Origin of the sequence: Intestinibacter sp. (genome assembly GCF_051866655.1) — a bacterium.
Classification (GTDB): Bacteria; Bacillota; Clostridia; order Peptostreptococcales; family Peptostreptococcaceae; genus Intestinibacter.
In genome coordinates, this window is record NZ_JBJDXL010000340.1 from 1 (window position 1) to 15,630 (window position 15,630).

15 protein-coding genes are annotated in these 15,630 nt (G+C 27.4%); 12 read left to right on the forward strand and 3 right to left on the reverse strand.

Going from position 1 to position 15,630, the window contains the following annotated elements; all coding sequences use genetic code 11:
- Positions 1-471: 471 nt before the first annotated feature.
- Positions 472-621 carry a hypothetical protein gene (locus tag ACI3VO_RS10145; protein ID WP_439757808.1) on the reverse strand — a complete coding sequence of 50 codons (150 nt, stop codon included), beginning with the start codon at positions 619-621 and terminating at the stop codon, positions 472-474.
- Positions 622-798: 177 nt separating this feature from the next.
- Between ACI3VO_RS10145 and ACI3VO_RS10150 the strand changes: the two genes are divergently transcribed.
- The gene (locus ACI3VO_RS10150; RefSeq protein WP_439757809.1) at positions 799-1,371 is read left to right on the forward strand and encodes a hypothetical protein; all 573 of its coding nucleotides are present in this window, start codon (positions 799-801) and stop codon (positions 1,369-1,371) included.
- A 35-nt stretch (positions 1,372-1,406) separates the two neighbouring features.
- Positions 1,407-1,847, forward strand: coding sequence for an HNH endonuclease (locus ACI3VO_RS10155; protein WP_439757810.1), 441 nt, complete (start codon positions 1,407-1,409; stop codon positions 1,845-1,847).
- A gap of 350 nt (positions 1,848-2,197) precedes the next feature.
- On the opposite strand, the gene ACI3VO_RS10160 is transcribed toward ACI3VO_RS10155, so the two are convergent.
- Positions 2,198-2,893, reverse strand: coding sequence for a recombinase family protein (locus ACI3VO_RS10160; protein ID WP_439757811.1), 696 nt, complete (start codon positions 2,891-2,893; stop codon positions 2,198-2,200).
- Between the two features lie 604 nt (positions 2,894-3,497).
- Between ACI3VO_RS10160 and ACI3VO_RS10165 the strand changes: the two genes are divergently transcribed.
- Positions 3,498-3,914 (forward strand): helix-turn-helix domain-containing protein, encoded by a 417-nt coding sequence (locus tag ACI3VO_RS10165; protein WP_439757812.1) that lies wholly within the window; start codon positions 3,498-3,500, stop codon positions 3,912-3,914.
- A 441-nt stretch (positions 3,915-4,355) separates the two neighbouring features.
- Here ACI3VO_RS10165 and ACI3VO_RS10170 read toward each other — a convergent pair whose 3' ends face one another.
- Positions 4,356-6,653: a hypothetical protein gene (locus ACI3VO_RS10170; RefSeq protein WP_439757813.1), complete on the reverse strand. Its 2,298-nt coding sequence runs from the start codon at positions 6,651-6,653 to the stop codon at positions 4,356-4,358.
- A 302-nt stretch (positions 6,654-6,955) separates the two neighbouring features.
- Between ACI3VO_RS10170 and ACI3VO_RS10175 the strand changes: the two genes are divergently transcribed.
- The 9 genes from ACI3VO_RS10175 to ACI3VO_RS10215 form a co-directional block, all read left to right on the forward strand.
- Positions 6,956-7,657, forward strand: a complete 702-nt coding sequence (locus tag ACI3VO_RS10175) for a hypothetical protein (protein ID WP_439757814.1) — start codon at positions 6,956-6,958, stop codon at positions 7,655-7,657.
- Positions 7,658-7,833: 176 nt separating this feature from the next.
- A complete protein-coding gene (locus ACI3VO_RS10180; RefSeq protein ID WP_439757815.1) occupies positions 7,834-8,304 on the forward strand; it encodes a hypothetical protein in 471 nt (156 codons plus the stop codon).
- A 713-nt stretch (positions 8,305-9,017) separates the two neighbouring features.
- Positions 9,018-11,111 carry a DEAD/DEAH box helicase gene (locus ACI3VO_RS10185; protein WP_439757816.1) on the forward strand — a complete coding sequence of 698 codons (2,094 nt, stop codon included), beginning with the start codon at positions 9,018-9,020 and terminating at the stop codon, positions 11,109-11,111.
- Between the two features lie 384 nt (positions 11,112-11,495).
- Entirely contained in the window at positions 11,496-12,608 is a 1,113-nt protein-coding gene (locus ACI3VO_RS10190) for a hypothetical protein (protein WP_439757817.1), read from the forward strand.
- Positions 12,609-12,811: 203 nt separating this feature from the next.
- On the forward strand, positions 12,812-13,099 hold the full coding sequence (locus tag ACI3VO_RS10195; protein ID WP_439757818.1) for an HNH endonuclease: 288 nt from the start codon (positions 12,812-12,814) through the stop codon (positions 13,097-13,099).
- Between the two features lie 60 nt (positions 13,100-13,159).
- Positions 13,160-13,360 carry a hypothetical protein gene (locus tag ACI3VO_RS10200; protein WP_439757819.1) on the forward strand — a complete coding sequence of 67 codons (201 nt, stop codon included), beginning with the start codon at positions 13,160-13,162 and terminating at the stop codon, positions 13,358-13,360.
- Positions 13,361-13,530: 170 nt separating this feature from the next.
- Entirely contained in the window at positions 13,531-13,758 is a 228-nt protein-coding gene (locus ACI3VO_RS10205) for a hypothetical protein (RefSeq protein WP_439757820.1), read from the forward strand.
- Positions 13,759-14,005: 247 nt separating this feature from the next.
- A complete protein-coding gene (locus ACI3VO_RS10210; protein WP_439757821.1) occupies positions 14,006-15,058 on the forward strand; it encodes an ArdC-like ssDNA-binding domain-containing protein in 1,053 nt (350 codons plus the stop codon).
- A gap of 159 nt (positions 15,059-15,217) precedes the next feature.
- Positions 15,218-15,630: host-nuclease inhibitor Gam family protein (locus tag ACI3VO_RS10215; RefSeq protein WP_439757822.1), on the forward strand; the 413-nt coding region annotated here is incomplete at its 3' end.

A 15,630-nucleotide genomic window follows, 5' to 3' on the forward strand; every position in this document is an offset into this window, starting at 1 on the left:
TATAAATATAAGCATTGGTTTATACAATGGTACAAAAGTTTTAACCAGTATATATGTTGAAATTGTGAGCAATACTATACATTAGACCTATAAATTTGAATAAAAATAATTATAAAAATTGTAAATTTACAATAAAAAAATGACAAACCCTATGGATTCATCATTTTAAAAGGAAATTCTAGTTATACTACTAATACTACAGCCATGTAGTTACCAAGTACATGACTTAGATTTATTATACTATAAATTTAAATTTTAGGTTTATATTTTTACTTTTAATATATCTTTATATTTATACAGGATATTATAACTTTTGAGTTTTCAAATATGCTTAGAGCGATTACTTACCAATTCTTTAAAAGATAAAGTCATTCATACGAAATTTAAATGCTAAAAGCTACGATCAGTTGCCGATCGGAGAATGTAGAAGAAAAATAGATTAAAAAAATAAAGTACCTTTATCAGGTACTTTTATTTTTTATTTTTAATATATTCTTTTAGTATAGTTATAACCAAGTTGTTGAAGCTGCGATTTTGTTTTTTAGCTTCTTCTTCAAGCTGTTTTTTTAATGTTTTCTCTATAGTTATATTAGTTCTAGTTTTATCTTCACTTATAGCCATATTGTCACCACCTTTTTATCATTGTATCAAAAAATAGATAACTCCAGGAGATTTATTTTTAAAAGTGATACCACTATGTTATCATAGTGTGGTATAATAAATAACAAGGTAGTAGTTACACAAAGCATAAAATATATATAATTGGATTTTTTTAATGGAAAATAAGGGGTGAGTTATATGAATAATGCTAGAGAAGTATTTGAAGAAAAAGAGGAGCAAAATATTTATATCAATATAATAAAAGGCATAATCGCAGCTTTAAAGTTTAGTCTATATATCTGCATTAATATCCTAGAGATACTTATAAAGATAATAAAAGTGCTATTTAATATAAATGATTACAAGCCTTTCCAATGCATTGAGAGTAATAAAAGAAATTTTCTTAATAGAATAGCAGAAAGAGAAATAGACAAAGAAAAAATTAGATTTGCTTCTGATTATTTAGGTAGACATGAATATACATTCCCTAGAAGCGATACATTCTTAAATTGCTATAAGGAGATCCAGCAACGTTTAAAAGATATATCAGACAATAACATAAATCTCAATAGGGAGCTTTACATAGACACAATAAAGCAGATTAATGCATTAATCGTTGAATCAGAAAAACAAGCACTAAAGCAAGGTTATACTTATGCCAAAGAAACAAAGTATAAGCTAGATGCATCAACGGTTTACGAAGATTTTATACAAGACAAAATCATGCAAGGCGAAAGCAATAGGAAATTTAAAATTGATACAGAGGACTAGATCCTCTGTTTTTTATATAAATAGGAGGTCATACAATGGTAGATAAAGATAGAAATTTGAAATTATTTTTATATCCTAATGAAACTGCAAAATCTGTAGAAGGATTTGAAGATTATCTTATAACTGATACAGGTCGAGTATTATCAACTAAAAAGAGAGTAAGAACTACAACTTTAGAGGGAAAAACGTACGAAGCTATTATCTATAGAGAGTTAAAAACCACTTTAGTTAGAGGATATAAAACTGTGACATTAAGCGATAAGAAAAAACGAAAAAACTGTTATATACATGAGCTGGTCTTTAAAACATTTATAGGTGAATACGACAAATGCTACTTTAAAATTAAACATATTAATCAGGATAAACTGGATAACAGACTGGAAAACTTGAAGCTTGAATTTAGAAAAAAAGACAGCAAATTCATAGAGAAATATGTATATCAAAACAAGATTTTAGACTGCTTAAATAAATATTAACCACTACTCCAAGAGAAACCACTATCGAAAAGTGTATGGGAAAAATGTGAAAGAGCGAGAGGGGTTAATCCATTGAATTTAAGCCAATAAGAGTGGGGGAGAGTGTATGGGACTATTCGAGAGTAAGGGACAAAATAAACGCAGCTATGAGGGAAATATAGAAGTATAAAGTATAGAAGAGAGGGTCTAATAATTCTATTTTAATTTCTTATTCAGATGCTATAACCATTGGCTGATGAAATGGTTATAGCATTCATTTTATGATTCTTATAATTTATAAATAAAATCCATTAAATGTTCATTGAATAGTCTAATTTTATGCATAAAAATAAAGCTAAAGGTTTTACCCTTTAGCCATTGTACTCTTCTCTAATTTCTCTTTTATATTTATAAAAACTATTTCTACTAATGCCACATAGCTTTATTATTTCCTTATCCTTTAGACTTCCACCAAAATCAATAGAGTGCTGCTTTATTGTTTCTTTAGCTTGAAGACTCTTTTTAGTAGTTAATTTACTTCCCTTGACCTGACCTATTTGTTTTCCATTTAGCCTTGCAGTTTCTATTCCTTCACGAGTTCTTTGTCTTAGATCTTCCACTTCCTTTTCTGATTGATCGAAAGCAATTTTTATTTGTTCTCTAGCAAGTTCTAGCAAATATTTATTTACACCTTCAAGTATAAGGTCTACACTTGTTCCAGTAGGCTGTAATTGATTACTTGTAAGAGCCTTCTTATATGTAGTTGTGTTAATATGGGGTTCATTTAGGAATACCAACTCTATACCCTGATTATATAATTTTTCGTATAGTTCAAAGCCTTCATCAGAATTTCTACTCATTCTTGATACACTATCAAAGACGATAGTATCGCCTTGTTTAATTCTGTTTAACAACTTCTGAAACTCTTTTCTACCTTCTATTTTAGTTCCAGTAAAAGTTTCCTGTACTATATGTGCATCTGGATATACCTTTTTAATATTTCGTATTTGACGATCGATATTCTGTTTAGGTGAGCTTACTCTACAGTAGCCATATATTTTAGCCATTATATTTTCCTCCAGTATAAAAAAAATTCGTTCGCAATATCATTGAAATGCGACCATTGGTTTAAATAAAAAAATAATACCAATAAAGATGACCCTCTTTTTTGATACTATTATTTTAATGCATCAAAAAAGTTATTGTCAATAGTTTTGGTACTTATCTTATATAGGTTATTTTTAATACTAAAAAGTAATACTCTATTCAATTAAAAATAAAAAAAGACCTAATGATATTAGGTCAGTCAGATTTAAATATTATTTTGTTTACATCCAATGTTACGGTTAAATTAATAATACTGTGACAAGTTCCAAAGATAATGTAGGGTTTCAATACATCTCATGTTACGGTTAAAAACTAGAAAAATACTCATTTCTAAAATTAGTATATCACAACAAACATTGATATTTCAACGATATTTCAACAAATCATTTAACTTACTAACTCCATTTTATTACGAAGATATATTACTATATATAATATATATTAAATCGCCATTGATGTATTTTCTAGGAGTTATTTTTCTAATAGCTATTAGATAATATAGAACAACCTGTATAATTTCTACATATTTAGTTTATAAATTAATTTATAAAAAGGAGCATAACCATGAGTGAAATTGATAGAATAAAAGAACTTCAAAAAATGAGCCAACAGGAGCTAATAGAGATAATACTTAAATTAGAAAAGGATAAAGTCCATAACGAAAGAGGAGCTGGAAGAAAAAGCAAATTCAATAAAAAGCAAATAAAACAAATCGAATTAGAGAGATCCAAAGGCAAAAGCATAAGAGCTATAGCTAAAGAATTTGATTGCAGCCCAGCACTAATCCATAAAATAATACATCAGGGCTGGTATAATGACGACATAGATGCATTAAGAAGAAAAGTAGAATTAAGAGAAAAAACTATTAAGGATTTTGGATTTATAAAGGAAGGTGAAACTTACAAAGAATGGGAGCAAATGAAAGCTCATTTAAAAGAATTAGAAGAAAAACAAAGATCGGAACAAAATTCTAAAAAATAGATTTATATTAAAATAAAACAGAGGTAACAAAATAGTAGAGGGGGAGATCTATAATAATATACATCTAACCAAAGGGATTAAAATTCAATAATCCTTGTGTGTAGGTGTATATATTATAGAGGGGGAGCCAATCCCCCTCTATAATATATACACCTTTATTCAAGGAGAAAGTAATATATAAATAAAACAATAAAGAAGTTACAGTTAAATCTGTAGCTTCTTTACTTATTATAATTATATATATACTAGTTTTATTTTAGACCGTAATTTTAATCGTAATTCTTAACGGTAATTTTTATATATAATTTTAAAAAGCTTGAAATTTCAACGTTTTAAATTATATGGAATTACTCAAATCCAACCATAATTTTAGAGTAATTTTACCGTATTATATCCTACTTAGCACTATAAAAAAGTACTTCTCATTTAGATTATTGAATTTTATATTTTATTATCATTATTTTTATATAAATATTCATCCATCTCCTCTACTGGCATTGGATCAATCTTCAATGAAAAACCAACATAACCCTTTTGGGTAGTTGTATCTTTCATATAAAAAGAACCTTCAAGAATTATAGGAATTTTTTTCATTATATTATCTTCTAACGCACTAGGGTCTTCATTAGCAGACTTTTTATTATAAAAATACCCTTTATCTTTGAAAAATCTTTTTAATTTCGTTTGAAAGGCTCTGCTTTTATCTGAATTAGCTCTCAAATTTCCATCTTCCTTATAAATAAGGAAATTTGCTATTTCTAGATTATTATTCTTACAATAAGTTAGATAAGCACCTAAAACTTCTTGATTAGTTACAATAAAACGTTTGTTTTTAATATAATTCAGAATAATATCATAAGACATAGGATTAGACAAAAAATCAGAATCTGTAGTTTCATCAGAAATAAAATAGTTGAAAGAGTCAGACTCTAAAAAAGCTTCAAAACTATCAATAATAGATTCATTTGATATAGAAGATTCATTTTCATTTTGGTATATATCTTGTTTTTGGCAAACAGATTCAATAATACTAAAATCTGTTTGTTGTTTTTCACAATATTTTCTATAATATACTTCATATAGCGATTTACAACGATTTACAAAACGTTTATTTAAATTTTTAGAATCAATAGAAAAATGCTCTTTTAGATATTCGTCCATATTACTAATATCAAATTCAGAAGAATAAACATCTATACATTTATTAAAATTTAACCCCTGACATAAATTACTAAAATTTATATCAAATTCTTCATTAGCAAGATCATATCGTCCAGACAACGAAATAACATTAATCACATTAAAATCCTGAAGAATACTTAGCTTAGAATAAGGAACTCCAGTCTCTAAATTAAAAATAAAATCGTTAAAGTTAATATATCTCAAAGATGAATTTTGTACAAAGGCTTCAAGAGTTTCTTCATCTTTATAAAAATCTAAGCAATTTAAAATTCTATCCAATAAATTAGATATTATAGACTTACTTGATATTCCATGATAATCTAAATCACTTAAATTAATTGAAAACATCACATCTACTATAGTTTGAAGTCTTAGTCTAAGATCCGACTTATCTTTTGATGAACGACTAAACTCTTCCCAAATTCCATACTTATTGAAATTTACATAAATCTTCTTTTTTGAGAAATATACAAATTTATATAACATAAATGGAGTTAAAAGCAGCTCTGTTCCTAAAGTACCTTTGATAGAATTTACTGAAAAATTTAAGATTTCTTCTGCTACCCATCTAATTTTTGAATTATCATCTATATCATCTTTTATAGTTTGGCTATCTGCATATCTATATGTAGACCTTAAATTATCTTCAAGATATACTACTTCGTCGGATTTCATATATTCTTCGGCTACTTTATAACGAAATTTTTCTGATAAGATTGAATTATAAATAGCTTTAAAACAATATAAATTTGCTACAGCTGAATTTAGATAAACTCTTTTTTTATTTGAATCTAAATCATGTTTTAATGGTATAGGAAAAAATACAGATGCACACATAGTAAATTTTCTTTCATTTTGATAAATACTTTGATTTAAATAGTCCCAATACGATTTAGGAAATTCAAATAACATAGGATCAATTGATAGTTCCTGTTGTTTAGGAATAGAGAAAATTTCCTTTTTTAAATAACGCACAAGAAAATCAGATAAATTTATGGGATTACCGACACAGACATTATTGTTATATAAAGAAACAGTAGCATTTTTATTAATAATTCCATTAGTAAAAAATTTAGCATTATTAAAAGAATCCATAAAAGGATTAACCTTATTAGAAGAATCCATAAAAGGATTAAGATTAAATAACTGACAATTTGAATTTAAAATAAATTGTTGACATTGTCCTAAAATTTGATCTATATTAATATTCTCATCAAAAAACTTTAAATCATTTAATATAGAAATATATGGTATCATACCTTTAAAACAATAATCATTTGATTTAACATACCTTTCTTCATATGGATTTGAAACAGGAGCTTCATTATCAAAATAAAAATGATTTAAATTAGCTTCTAATCTTTTAGGAATTTTAAAAGGGTCATAAAAGAAATAATTAGCCACAAATTTTTTTATATTACTCCTATTATCTGATAAAAAGGCTTGTTTTAAATAGTATAAATCTTGAGTATACATTCTTTCATTTTTAAAATCATCAGAACTATTCAACTTTTCAAAATCACCATTTACCATATAATTCATATCATCTTGATTCATATTTTAACATCCTCCTTTAATTTAAATCTATTTATATATAATAATTATAATCGTTAATTTCAAATAACACAGTCAAATAAAGAGATATAAATAAAAAAGAAAAAATTTACATATTTAAAATTGCTTTGGAGGTAATTTGTAGTCGGTTTGTGGCTGTGATTTGTAGTTGTTTTGTAGTTGTTTGTGGTTTACGCAAACCACAAACCGACTACAAAATAGCTACAAAGCAATTTTGAATATGTTATAATAATTCAAGGAATTTAAAAGGTATTAAATAATATTTAATATAGGAGGTGAATTATATGAGCATAAATTGTGATGAAAATAAAGACAAAAAGTTTGAACTTATAGGAGATATAGAAGATATAGAAGATATAGATGATGATATAGATGAAATCGTTAATTTTTTAAATAAAGGGCTTTCAGAAGGTAAAAAAGTCATAGATTTAAGAGATGAATTAAACATTGGAGAAAAAAAATTACAAAAAAAATTAAGAGAAAATAATTATAAATTTAACTCGAAAGAAAGACAATATATCAAACTTGAAATAGACGACGGACAAAAAAAACTACAAACCAACTACAACGGAGAAAGAGATAATAATGGCGACCAACTACAAAGCAACTACAACATGAATACGAACCAACCACAAATCAACTACAATAAACGTAACGGAGTAACTACAAATCAACTACAAAAAAGCAGTACAATGGATCAAGAGATATTAGATACTATTTCCACAGTAAAGGAATTAAAAGAAATGACTTCAAAAGTTGAAGAAATGTATAAATGGTATAAGCTACAAACAGAGGTTATAGAGATCGAAATTCCAAAGCTAGAGATATTAAAAAATGATAGTGATACGGTAACAAGAAGTTTAAGATTATATGCTGATACGAATGAACGATTTATAAAGTTTTGTAAAGACAATAAAGAAAATAAAGTTCAGGATATTTTAAATACAGCATTAGTAGAATTTTTAAATCGATATGAAAAAAATTAAATTAATAAATATAGTTAAAAGCTCTTATGACTATTTAGGTTAATAAGAGTTTTTTTATTTTTTTTTGTTTGAAAATAGAATAAAATGGGTATATAATATATAATGAGTATTTTTATGTAAATTTATAGTTGAAAAAGCAGAAAATTAGTATTTGAGTAAAAGGGGGATACTTTTTTATGGCTAAAAAACAATTAAAAGAAGTAGGATCTGATTTAATAAAGACAAATGCAATTGTAGGATTAGGAGGAAAAGCACTTGACTTTGGAGAAAAAGTAGTAGATTGTGCAACAACTATTTCAGAAAATAATAAAGAAAAAAAGATAGCTCAAATTAATAAAGATGCAGAAATAGAAAAAGAATTTATAAGTAAATTAGAAACAAAAGAAGAACGAGATGAATATATGGATCGCAAAGAAAGAATAATAAAAGAAAAATCAAAAGATGAACTCAAAAAAACAGGATTAATATGTGGAACAATTATTACCGCAACTGCTACAATAATAGGGGGAACAGTATATTTGGTACATAAATTAAAACATCCATTTGGAAATAATAAAAATAATACTACTAATCAGATAAATGATTGTTCAGATTTTTTCAATAACGAAAGTATTGTAGATATAAATAAAGATGATTACATAAATTAAAACTAAGATATTAGAAAAATTTTTAAAATAACTCGCCTATTTAGGCGAGTTTTATTTTGTAGTTGATTTGTAGTTATTATCATTTTGTAGTTGTAGTTGGTTTGTAGTTGTAGTTATTTTATTTTTGTAGTTAGTTTGTAGTTATTATCATTTTGTAGTTGTAGTTATTGTTGAAATCACTTTATCTTAGCCATACTTGATTTGTAGTTGTAGTTGATTTGTAGTTGTAGTTGATTTGTAGTTATTCCATTACGTTCGTTGTAGTTGATTTGTAGTTGTAGTTGATTTGTAGTAATTTTATGGTTAAAATGCACACAAAAAAGTTGTTGAAATTTATAAAAAACTATTTTATCATTAAATTAGACTAAAAAATTGCATAAAAAAAGAATTACAAGTTTTTCGTCGGGTTTGGCGACCTTCGGAAAATTAAACCAACTATGGATCAGATAGTTAGTAGACAAGTAATCCTTCACTTATAAGTTTAACCTTTTGGCGAAGGTCTAAACAAATAAGTAGTTTTTAAATTTATACTTAAAGTATAAAGTATAACTCTAAAAATTTCAAGGGATTTAAAGATATTTCAATAATATTATTAAATGGAAGTATCACTTAAAAACAAGTTAGTTACAAGCTATCCGAGTAAGTTGGATAGCTTTTTTTAATGCAATTTAATGCAATAAAACTTTTAGATAAAAATACAGGAGGGCATAGAAGTGGAAAAATCAGGGCTAGACTTAGAAAAAATTAATTACAGCTACTATAAAGCAGACAATACAGTTAACATAAAAAAATACATATCCGAAAATAGTTCTTTGATATTACCTTTAATAATTAGAGCTATGCAAGGAGAAAAAGATCTATTACTAGCACCTACAGGAAGTGGTAAAACATACTCAATCATTGAGAACCTAAAAAGAGCTGGAGTTAAAGCAATATTTGTTGTTCCAAATGCTTTTAATGTAGAACAAATTGAAAAAGAGTACGATGTTAAAGGAGCTTGGGGCGAAATAGCTATAAATTCAGTTATAGATAAACAAGATCTTATCTGCTTAACTTGGGACAAGTTCATACAAATAGACAAGGAAACTGTGAAAGATTACATAGTTATATTAGATGAAGTACACCAAACACTAATTGACACTTTTAGAATGTCAAAAATAAACAAGCTATATGAAAACCTTGAAAATACTAGAGGTCAAATACATATAACAGCTACACCTAATAAGCTAGATTTTAGTCAATACGATTATATATTGGAATACAAGCAAGATATTCAAACTAAATACAATGTATTTCTTTACGACAAAATAGACGATATAACAATTTTAAATATCGTATCAAATAGCAAAAAATTTGCTTTATTCAAAGATGATAAGAAATATTTAGACTACATAAAAGAAAGTATCTACGATAAAAAAATAGAGGTTATAACTAGCGATACAAGAGATTTTTCTAGTGCTTATAAAGAAATAGTCGAATCATCTACTATAAATGATATAGATGGCATCTGCAACACTAGAGTTTTAGCTGCTGGAGTAAACATACACGATCAGGATATAACTGACATCATAATCGTAAATGAAAAGGATATAGCCACTATAAAACAATATGTAGCACGTTTTAGAGATCTAAAAGAGGTTAATATACATATATTAAACAACTACAAAGAAGAATCTAAAATCTATGAGATTGAATGGCTAGTAAACACAGAGATAGAAGAAGTAAAAGACTTCTTAAATTACTTCAACAGCTATAAGTACAAAAATTTCAGAGAAGAATACTTAGATGCTAAACCTTTTAGACTTGAAAACAGCAACGAATACTACTATAGCAAAGAACAAAAAGAGTACAAGCTTAACGAAGTCGGAATACGAAATAAATGCTACACAAAATATTATAATAAAGCTAACATAGAGAGCTTTAGTGTCTTATTAGGTGAATATTTTTCAGATATAAAAATAGTACCAATAGAAAACCCTAATAATAAAGCAACAAAGCTTTACTATGAAATTGCCAAAATAGAAAAAGAAGCTTCTCTATGCGAATTAGAAAAAAATAAAAGTGAACTTGTTGGAGCTATACCAATAATAACAAGCAACAATGTCACAAGCGACTTAAAGGACTATTTAAGACAAAATAACATAGACATTGAAAAACAAAGAGAGGTACTATTAGAGCTTGATATTTTAAATCACTTAAAAGTAGCTAATATAAGCAAAATACTTAACTTATATACTAAGTATGTAACAAAAGACAGCTTAACATACGATATGGCTTGGTCTATAGCAACTAGAGGAAACAGAGCTAGAGGGAAAGTATTCGCTCAAATAAACTATGTGGCTTATAGAGAAATCGCCAAAAAGCACAAAAAACATATTCGCTATAATTCGCCTGAAAATATGCTTATTGAACAAATAAACAACTATTTCAAAATAGGCAAAAGCTACACAAAGGAACACTTAGAGATGTTCATAGAAGCATATAAAAACGTGAATCCTTATAGCCAGTTAACATTGAAGGAGCTACGTGAAAAGTTAAATATAATGTTTGTAATTAAAAAGAAACGACCTAGAAGTGGTCAACTAGTAGACTATGATTTTTTATTTAATGAAATACCTACTACTAGACCAAATGAAAGACCTTATGTTTATACAATCGTTGATAATACTAGTGTTGACAGCATTGTAGCTCAAAATAAATGGTCTGAAATAGATAAACAAATTCTAAAAAGAAAGATAAAGGATCAGGTTAAAAATGCTGATTTAAAGGTAAAAGAATTGGAATTTGGATTAGATCTATTTGCTTAAATGCTTAAAAATTTTAAATAAGAGATGTTGGAGGACTTGCAAAAAAATGGATTTTGGTAAGTTCTATTTGTGCTACAATTTTTATGAAATTATGACTTTAAATAATTAAGTGGAACTACTTAAAACTAGATGTATTTGAGATAGATTCTGTATAGATCATAGATAGATCGTGTTTCATCAGGACTATTCAGGACTATTTGGAGTAACAGTAACTTTAATAAATAAAGAATAAATAAAGTTTGTTTTACTTTATTTTGTTTTGTTTAATTTAAAGCTAAATGCAAGTGTGACAAGTGTGAACAGAAAATTGCTTGACTTTTTATTTAACCAGTATTACTCTATACAATATATAGTAAAACTGGAATAAGGAGGATTTATGGATTTATGATGGATACGATTAATACAATGAATACAATGAATAATACTGACAATTCTTTGAAAACTCTACAAAATATAGAAAAGGAATTATCTAATTTAATAGATATTGATAAAAAAAATTGGACTCATTTTTATCTTTTAATAAAAGAAGTTGAAGATAAGGAGCTTTGGAAGGAGAAATATAAAAGCTTTACACAATGGGTTAAAAGTTTTTGCGTTAATAATAAAACACATGAGAGTATCTTTTGGAATCGTAAAAAGGCTGGGAAGGTCTATGAAACATACCAAAAGGTACAAGCTGATAAAGGTATAGAAGTACCTCCAATAGAAAAGGCTAATGTATCGGCTGATAGCTTGGTTATACTAGATAAAATAAGTAAATATGACCAAGAGGTAGCTAGTCAATTAGTCGATAAAGTTATGAATAAAGGTATAACTAAAAAGGATTTAAGAGAGGTATATAAAAGTATTAGACCCGATAATCCTAGCAGAAATCCTCACTTAAAACAGGTAGATTTATCAGATGAATCATATGAATTAGATGAATCACAGCTAGATATATCAGATGTATCAGGATTGCTTGAAGGTCTTGAAGGTGAAGCTGGATCTAGTATTGATTATAAGAATAAATTAAGCAGAGCAGAAAAATTGACTGCAAATGAAATAGTTAAAACTCTATCTGATATAGAGTGGTTAGGTGAAAAGCCTAAGAGAAAATACTTTAAATCAAGTTTTGAGCAAAATAAATATAGATTGTTCACAGAATTCCCAGTTTTCGTTGGTAGTGAAAGTAGAAAAAGCAGAAGAATGGATATACTTTTAGCCGAGAACATTACTACAGAAAATGTATGGGATATGTACTTGCATTGTATAGAAATAAAAGTATCTAAAGGGGATCTATTAAATGACCAAAAGTATACGGAGTATGCAGAATTTGTTGATTTTATGTGGCTTGCTATTCCTGATGAATTAGTAGAAGTTGTTAAAAAAAATAAATTTGAGGGTTGTGGTATAATATCAGTAAGTAAAAATAAGGCTGTAATAGTTGAAAAAGCTAAACAATTAGATGCTTTTAGAAAGGTTGAAACTCTAAAAAATATAGCATTAAAACTAATTTAATGAAATTTTAACTAAGATAAAAATAGAGAAGGTTTGATAACCTTCTCTATTTATTTACTTTTAATAATTTAAAATAAATTGTCTATATATTATATTTTACAACTATAAGTTGTAAAATATGTCTTTAAATAAGTTTACAATCAATAAAATGTTGTATTATAATATTATTAATAATATTATGTCGTAAAAAGAGGTTGGTATTTATGAGTGGATATAGAGATAAATGGTTTGAAAATAATGAAAGTAATTATGGTTGGTATACATGTGTTAGATGTGGTAGAAGTTTCCATAAAGGTGATATAGATATAGACCACATAATTCCTCAAAAGCATGGAGGTAGAGATAATTTAAATAACTTACAATGTATGTGTAAGCATTGTAATAGATCTAAACAAGATGATATAGGACTTGAAACTGTTAGAGATTATTCTAGAAATGTAGCAAAAAATACATCTAAAAGAGTAGGCTCATTATTTGGTAAAAAAAAATAGATAAATAGATAATATAAAAGTTTTTTGCTTTTAATAATTTAATATCAAGGGGGAATTTAAATGGGTTTTTTAAAATCAGTAGGTAAGTTTGCATTAGAAGCTCTTGAAGATCGTGCTGATTCTCTATCAAGAAGTACTAAATATGATGAATTAAGAGATCAATATTCAGAAATGGGAAATGGATTTAGAGCAATTAAAAATAATTTTTTTGAAGATGATGATTGTGATGACAATTATGATTATGATGACGATGACTATTAAAAATAAGCAAAGAATGTAAAACTACAGAATTTCAATGATATATTATATAAATAATCATACATAACGTATGTATGGGTTAGTGCTGGAGCATAAAGTTTCGGCACTTTTTTAATGCCTAATTTCTATGTTCCTAAGAACAAGAAATTAAAAAAATTTGGGAGGAAAAGAATATGGAAGTAAAGGTTAATATCGAAGAAGTACTATCAAGAACAATTAAAATTGAAGTTCCAGAGGGTTTTGGAGCTTCTGATCGAGAAGACTACGTTGACAACAAAATAAAAGAAATGTATCGAAAAGCAAATGGTAAATCTATTTTATCGCCTGACGATTTTAGTGGGTATGTGCAGATACAATACGAAGATGATGAGGTTACGACAGAGTGGTATAATCTATTTTAATAGATATTCAATGTGTGTTAATGCGTGAAAGATGCTAGTTTATATGAATTAGTGAAATAGTAAAAGTTAAAAATTTTGGTTATATATTATATAAGTAATGATACAAAGTGTATGTATATTTAAAAGCTGTATAGAGCTAGGGCTTAGTGTCCTAGCTCTTTTTTAATGTCTAATTTCTATGTCCCTATAGATACATAGATACGTAGATACACAGGTAGATATGAATAAATAGAAAGGTGGTTTTACAATGAAAAAAGCAGCTAAATCAATTTCTAAAATTGATAAGAAACAAAATGAAAAAGACAAAAAAGTCAGCAGTAAAAACAGTAAAAACGATAAGACTAATAATAGTACTAGCAGTAAAGCTAGTAAGAAATACCCTAAGAAGTCTAAAGAGGAACGCAAACAAGAAATGGATCAAGCTCTTAAAACTTTAGAGCAAGGGGTCAAGGATGTATTTACATCAGAAAACTATAGAAACTATCTAAAGTTTTTCAGTCAATTCCACAACTATAGCTTCAATAATGTGATTATGATATTAATGCAATATCCAACAGCAAGTAGAGTTGCTAGTTTTAGGACTTGGAATAAGCTAGGGTTAAAGGTTAAGAAGGGTTCTAAGGGTATCAAGGTATTAGTACCTATCCCATACTCATATACTAAAGAGGAAGTGGTTACAGACGAGTTTAACAACGTTAGATACGATAAAAATGGTAATAAGGTTGTTGAAGAAACAGAGGTCAATGGACTTACTTTTAGACTTGGAAACGTATTTGACATAAGCCAAGTGGAAGGTGAAGTACCTTCATTGGTTAATGAGTTACAGGACAATCCGAAACAGCTAGAGGAAGCCATAGAAGCCCTTATAAGAACGAGTACAGTTCCAATTAACTATGATTATACCTTAAACAGTCAAACAGCTTATGGGTACTATTCATTAAGCGAGAAGGCTATTTATCTTAGACCTGATTTAAACTCTATGCATATGTTTAAGACCCTAGTCCATGAGAAAGCCCATAGTATGCTGCACAATAAAGACCAAAATAAATACACTAGAGAAGAAGCCGAGGTTCAAGCTGAATCTACGGCTTTTGTTGTCTGCAACTGTTTAGGTTTTGATACTAGTGACTATAGCTTTGGTTACATAGCTTCATGGAGTGAAAATAAAGACTTAAAAGAGCTAAAGGCATCTTTGAAGGTAATAGCTGATACCAGTAACGAGATCTTAAAATGGATCGAAGAATCGACTAACTTAAAAGCTGTAAGTAATAACTTAAATGAGTTGAATGATTTAAATTAGCTAAACGAGGTTTAATGAGTAAGCTAGAAATCAAAAATCAAAAGTAATAATTTATTTTACATGTTTTCCTTTACACACGCACCAAAAAGTGTAAAGGAAAATATGTAAAGAAAACTAAAAGGATTCAAAAATAAATAAAAATTGAGAGGAGATAATAAGATGAACCTATACGAACAAGATTTAATAAACGAAATAGTAGAAGAAAATATAGAGGAAGGACTTGAAGTAACTGACAGCGAAATAGCAACTGGCATAATGAAAAGACTTAAATATGTAAATATGCTTAAAGAAGAAAATACAGCTATAGCAGAAAAGGAAATACAAAAGATAAGAGCATGGGAAGACGAAGTTAATTCAGAGCTAGATCAAAAGGTTAAATACTATGAAGAAGTACTAATTGAGTTCTACAAAAAACAACAAGAGGTAAATCCTAAATACAAACTAGATACACCTTATGGCAAAGTTACTAAGAGAAAATCTAAAAAATGGAGCTATGATGAAGAAGCTATTATAGAGTTTTTAGAAGAAAATATGTACATAGACATGATAAACATTGAAAAATCAATTAAGAA

What these genes read in the sequence shown, in the direction of transcription:
- ACI3VO_RS10145 (WP_439757808.1), bottom strand. Translation starts at nt 621, where the DNA reads ATGGCTATAAGTGAAGATAAAACTAGAACTAATATAACTATAGAGAAA.
- ACI3VO_RS10150 (WP_439757809.1), top strand. Translation starts at nt 799, where the DNA reads ATGAATAATGCTAGAGAAGTATTTGAAGAAAAAGAGGAGCAAAATATT.
- ACI3VO_RS10155 (WP_439757810.1), top strand. Translation starts at nt 1,407, where the DNA reads ATGGTAGATAAAGATAGAAATTTGAAATTATTTTTATATCCTAATGAA.
- ACI3VO_RS10160 (WP_439757811.1), bottom strand. Translation starts at nt 2,893, where the DNA reads ATGGCTAAAATATATGGCTACTGTAGAGTAAGCTCACCTAAACAGAAT.
- ACI3VO_RS10165 (WP_439757812.1), top strand. Translation starts at nt 3,498, where the DNA reads ATGAGTGAAATTGATAGAATAAAAGAACTTCAAAAAATGAGCCAACAG.
- ACI3VO_RS10170 (WP_439757813.1), bottom strand. Translation starts at nt 6,653, where the DNA reads ATGAATCAAGATGATATGAATTATATGGTAAATGGTGATTTTGAAAAG.
- ACI3VO_RS10175 (WP_439757814.1), top strand. Translation starts at nt 6,956, where the DNA reads ATGAGCATAAATTGTGATGAAAATAAAGACAAAAAGTTTGAACTTATA.
- ACI3VO_RS10180 (WP_439757815.1), top strand. Translation starts at nt 7,834, where the DNA reads ATGGCTAAAAAACAATTAAAAGAAGTAGGATCTGATTTAATAAAGACA.
- ACI3VO_RS10190 (WP_439757817.1), top strand. Translation starts at nt 11,496, where the DNA reads ATGATGGATACGATTAATACAATGAATACAATGAATAATACTGACAAT.
- ACI3VO_RS10195 (WP_439757818.1), top strand. Translation starts at nt 12,812, where the DNA reads ATGAGTGGATATAGAGATAAATGGTTTGAAAATAATGAAAGTAATTAT.
- ACI3VO_RS10200 (WP_439757819.1), top strand. Translation starts at nt 13,160, where the DNA reads ATGGGTTTTTTAAAATCAGTAGGTAAGTTTGCATTAGAAGCTCTTGAA.
- ACI3VO_RS10205 (WP_439757820.1), top strand. Translation starts at nt 13,531, where the DNA reads ATGGAAGTAAAGGTTAATATCGAAGAAGTACTATCAAGAACAATTAAA.
- ACI3VO_RS10210 (WP_439757821.1), top strand. Translation starts at nt 14,006, where the DNA reads ATGAAAAAAGCAGCTAAATCAATTTCTAAAATTGATAAGAAACAAAAT.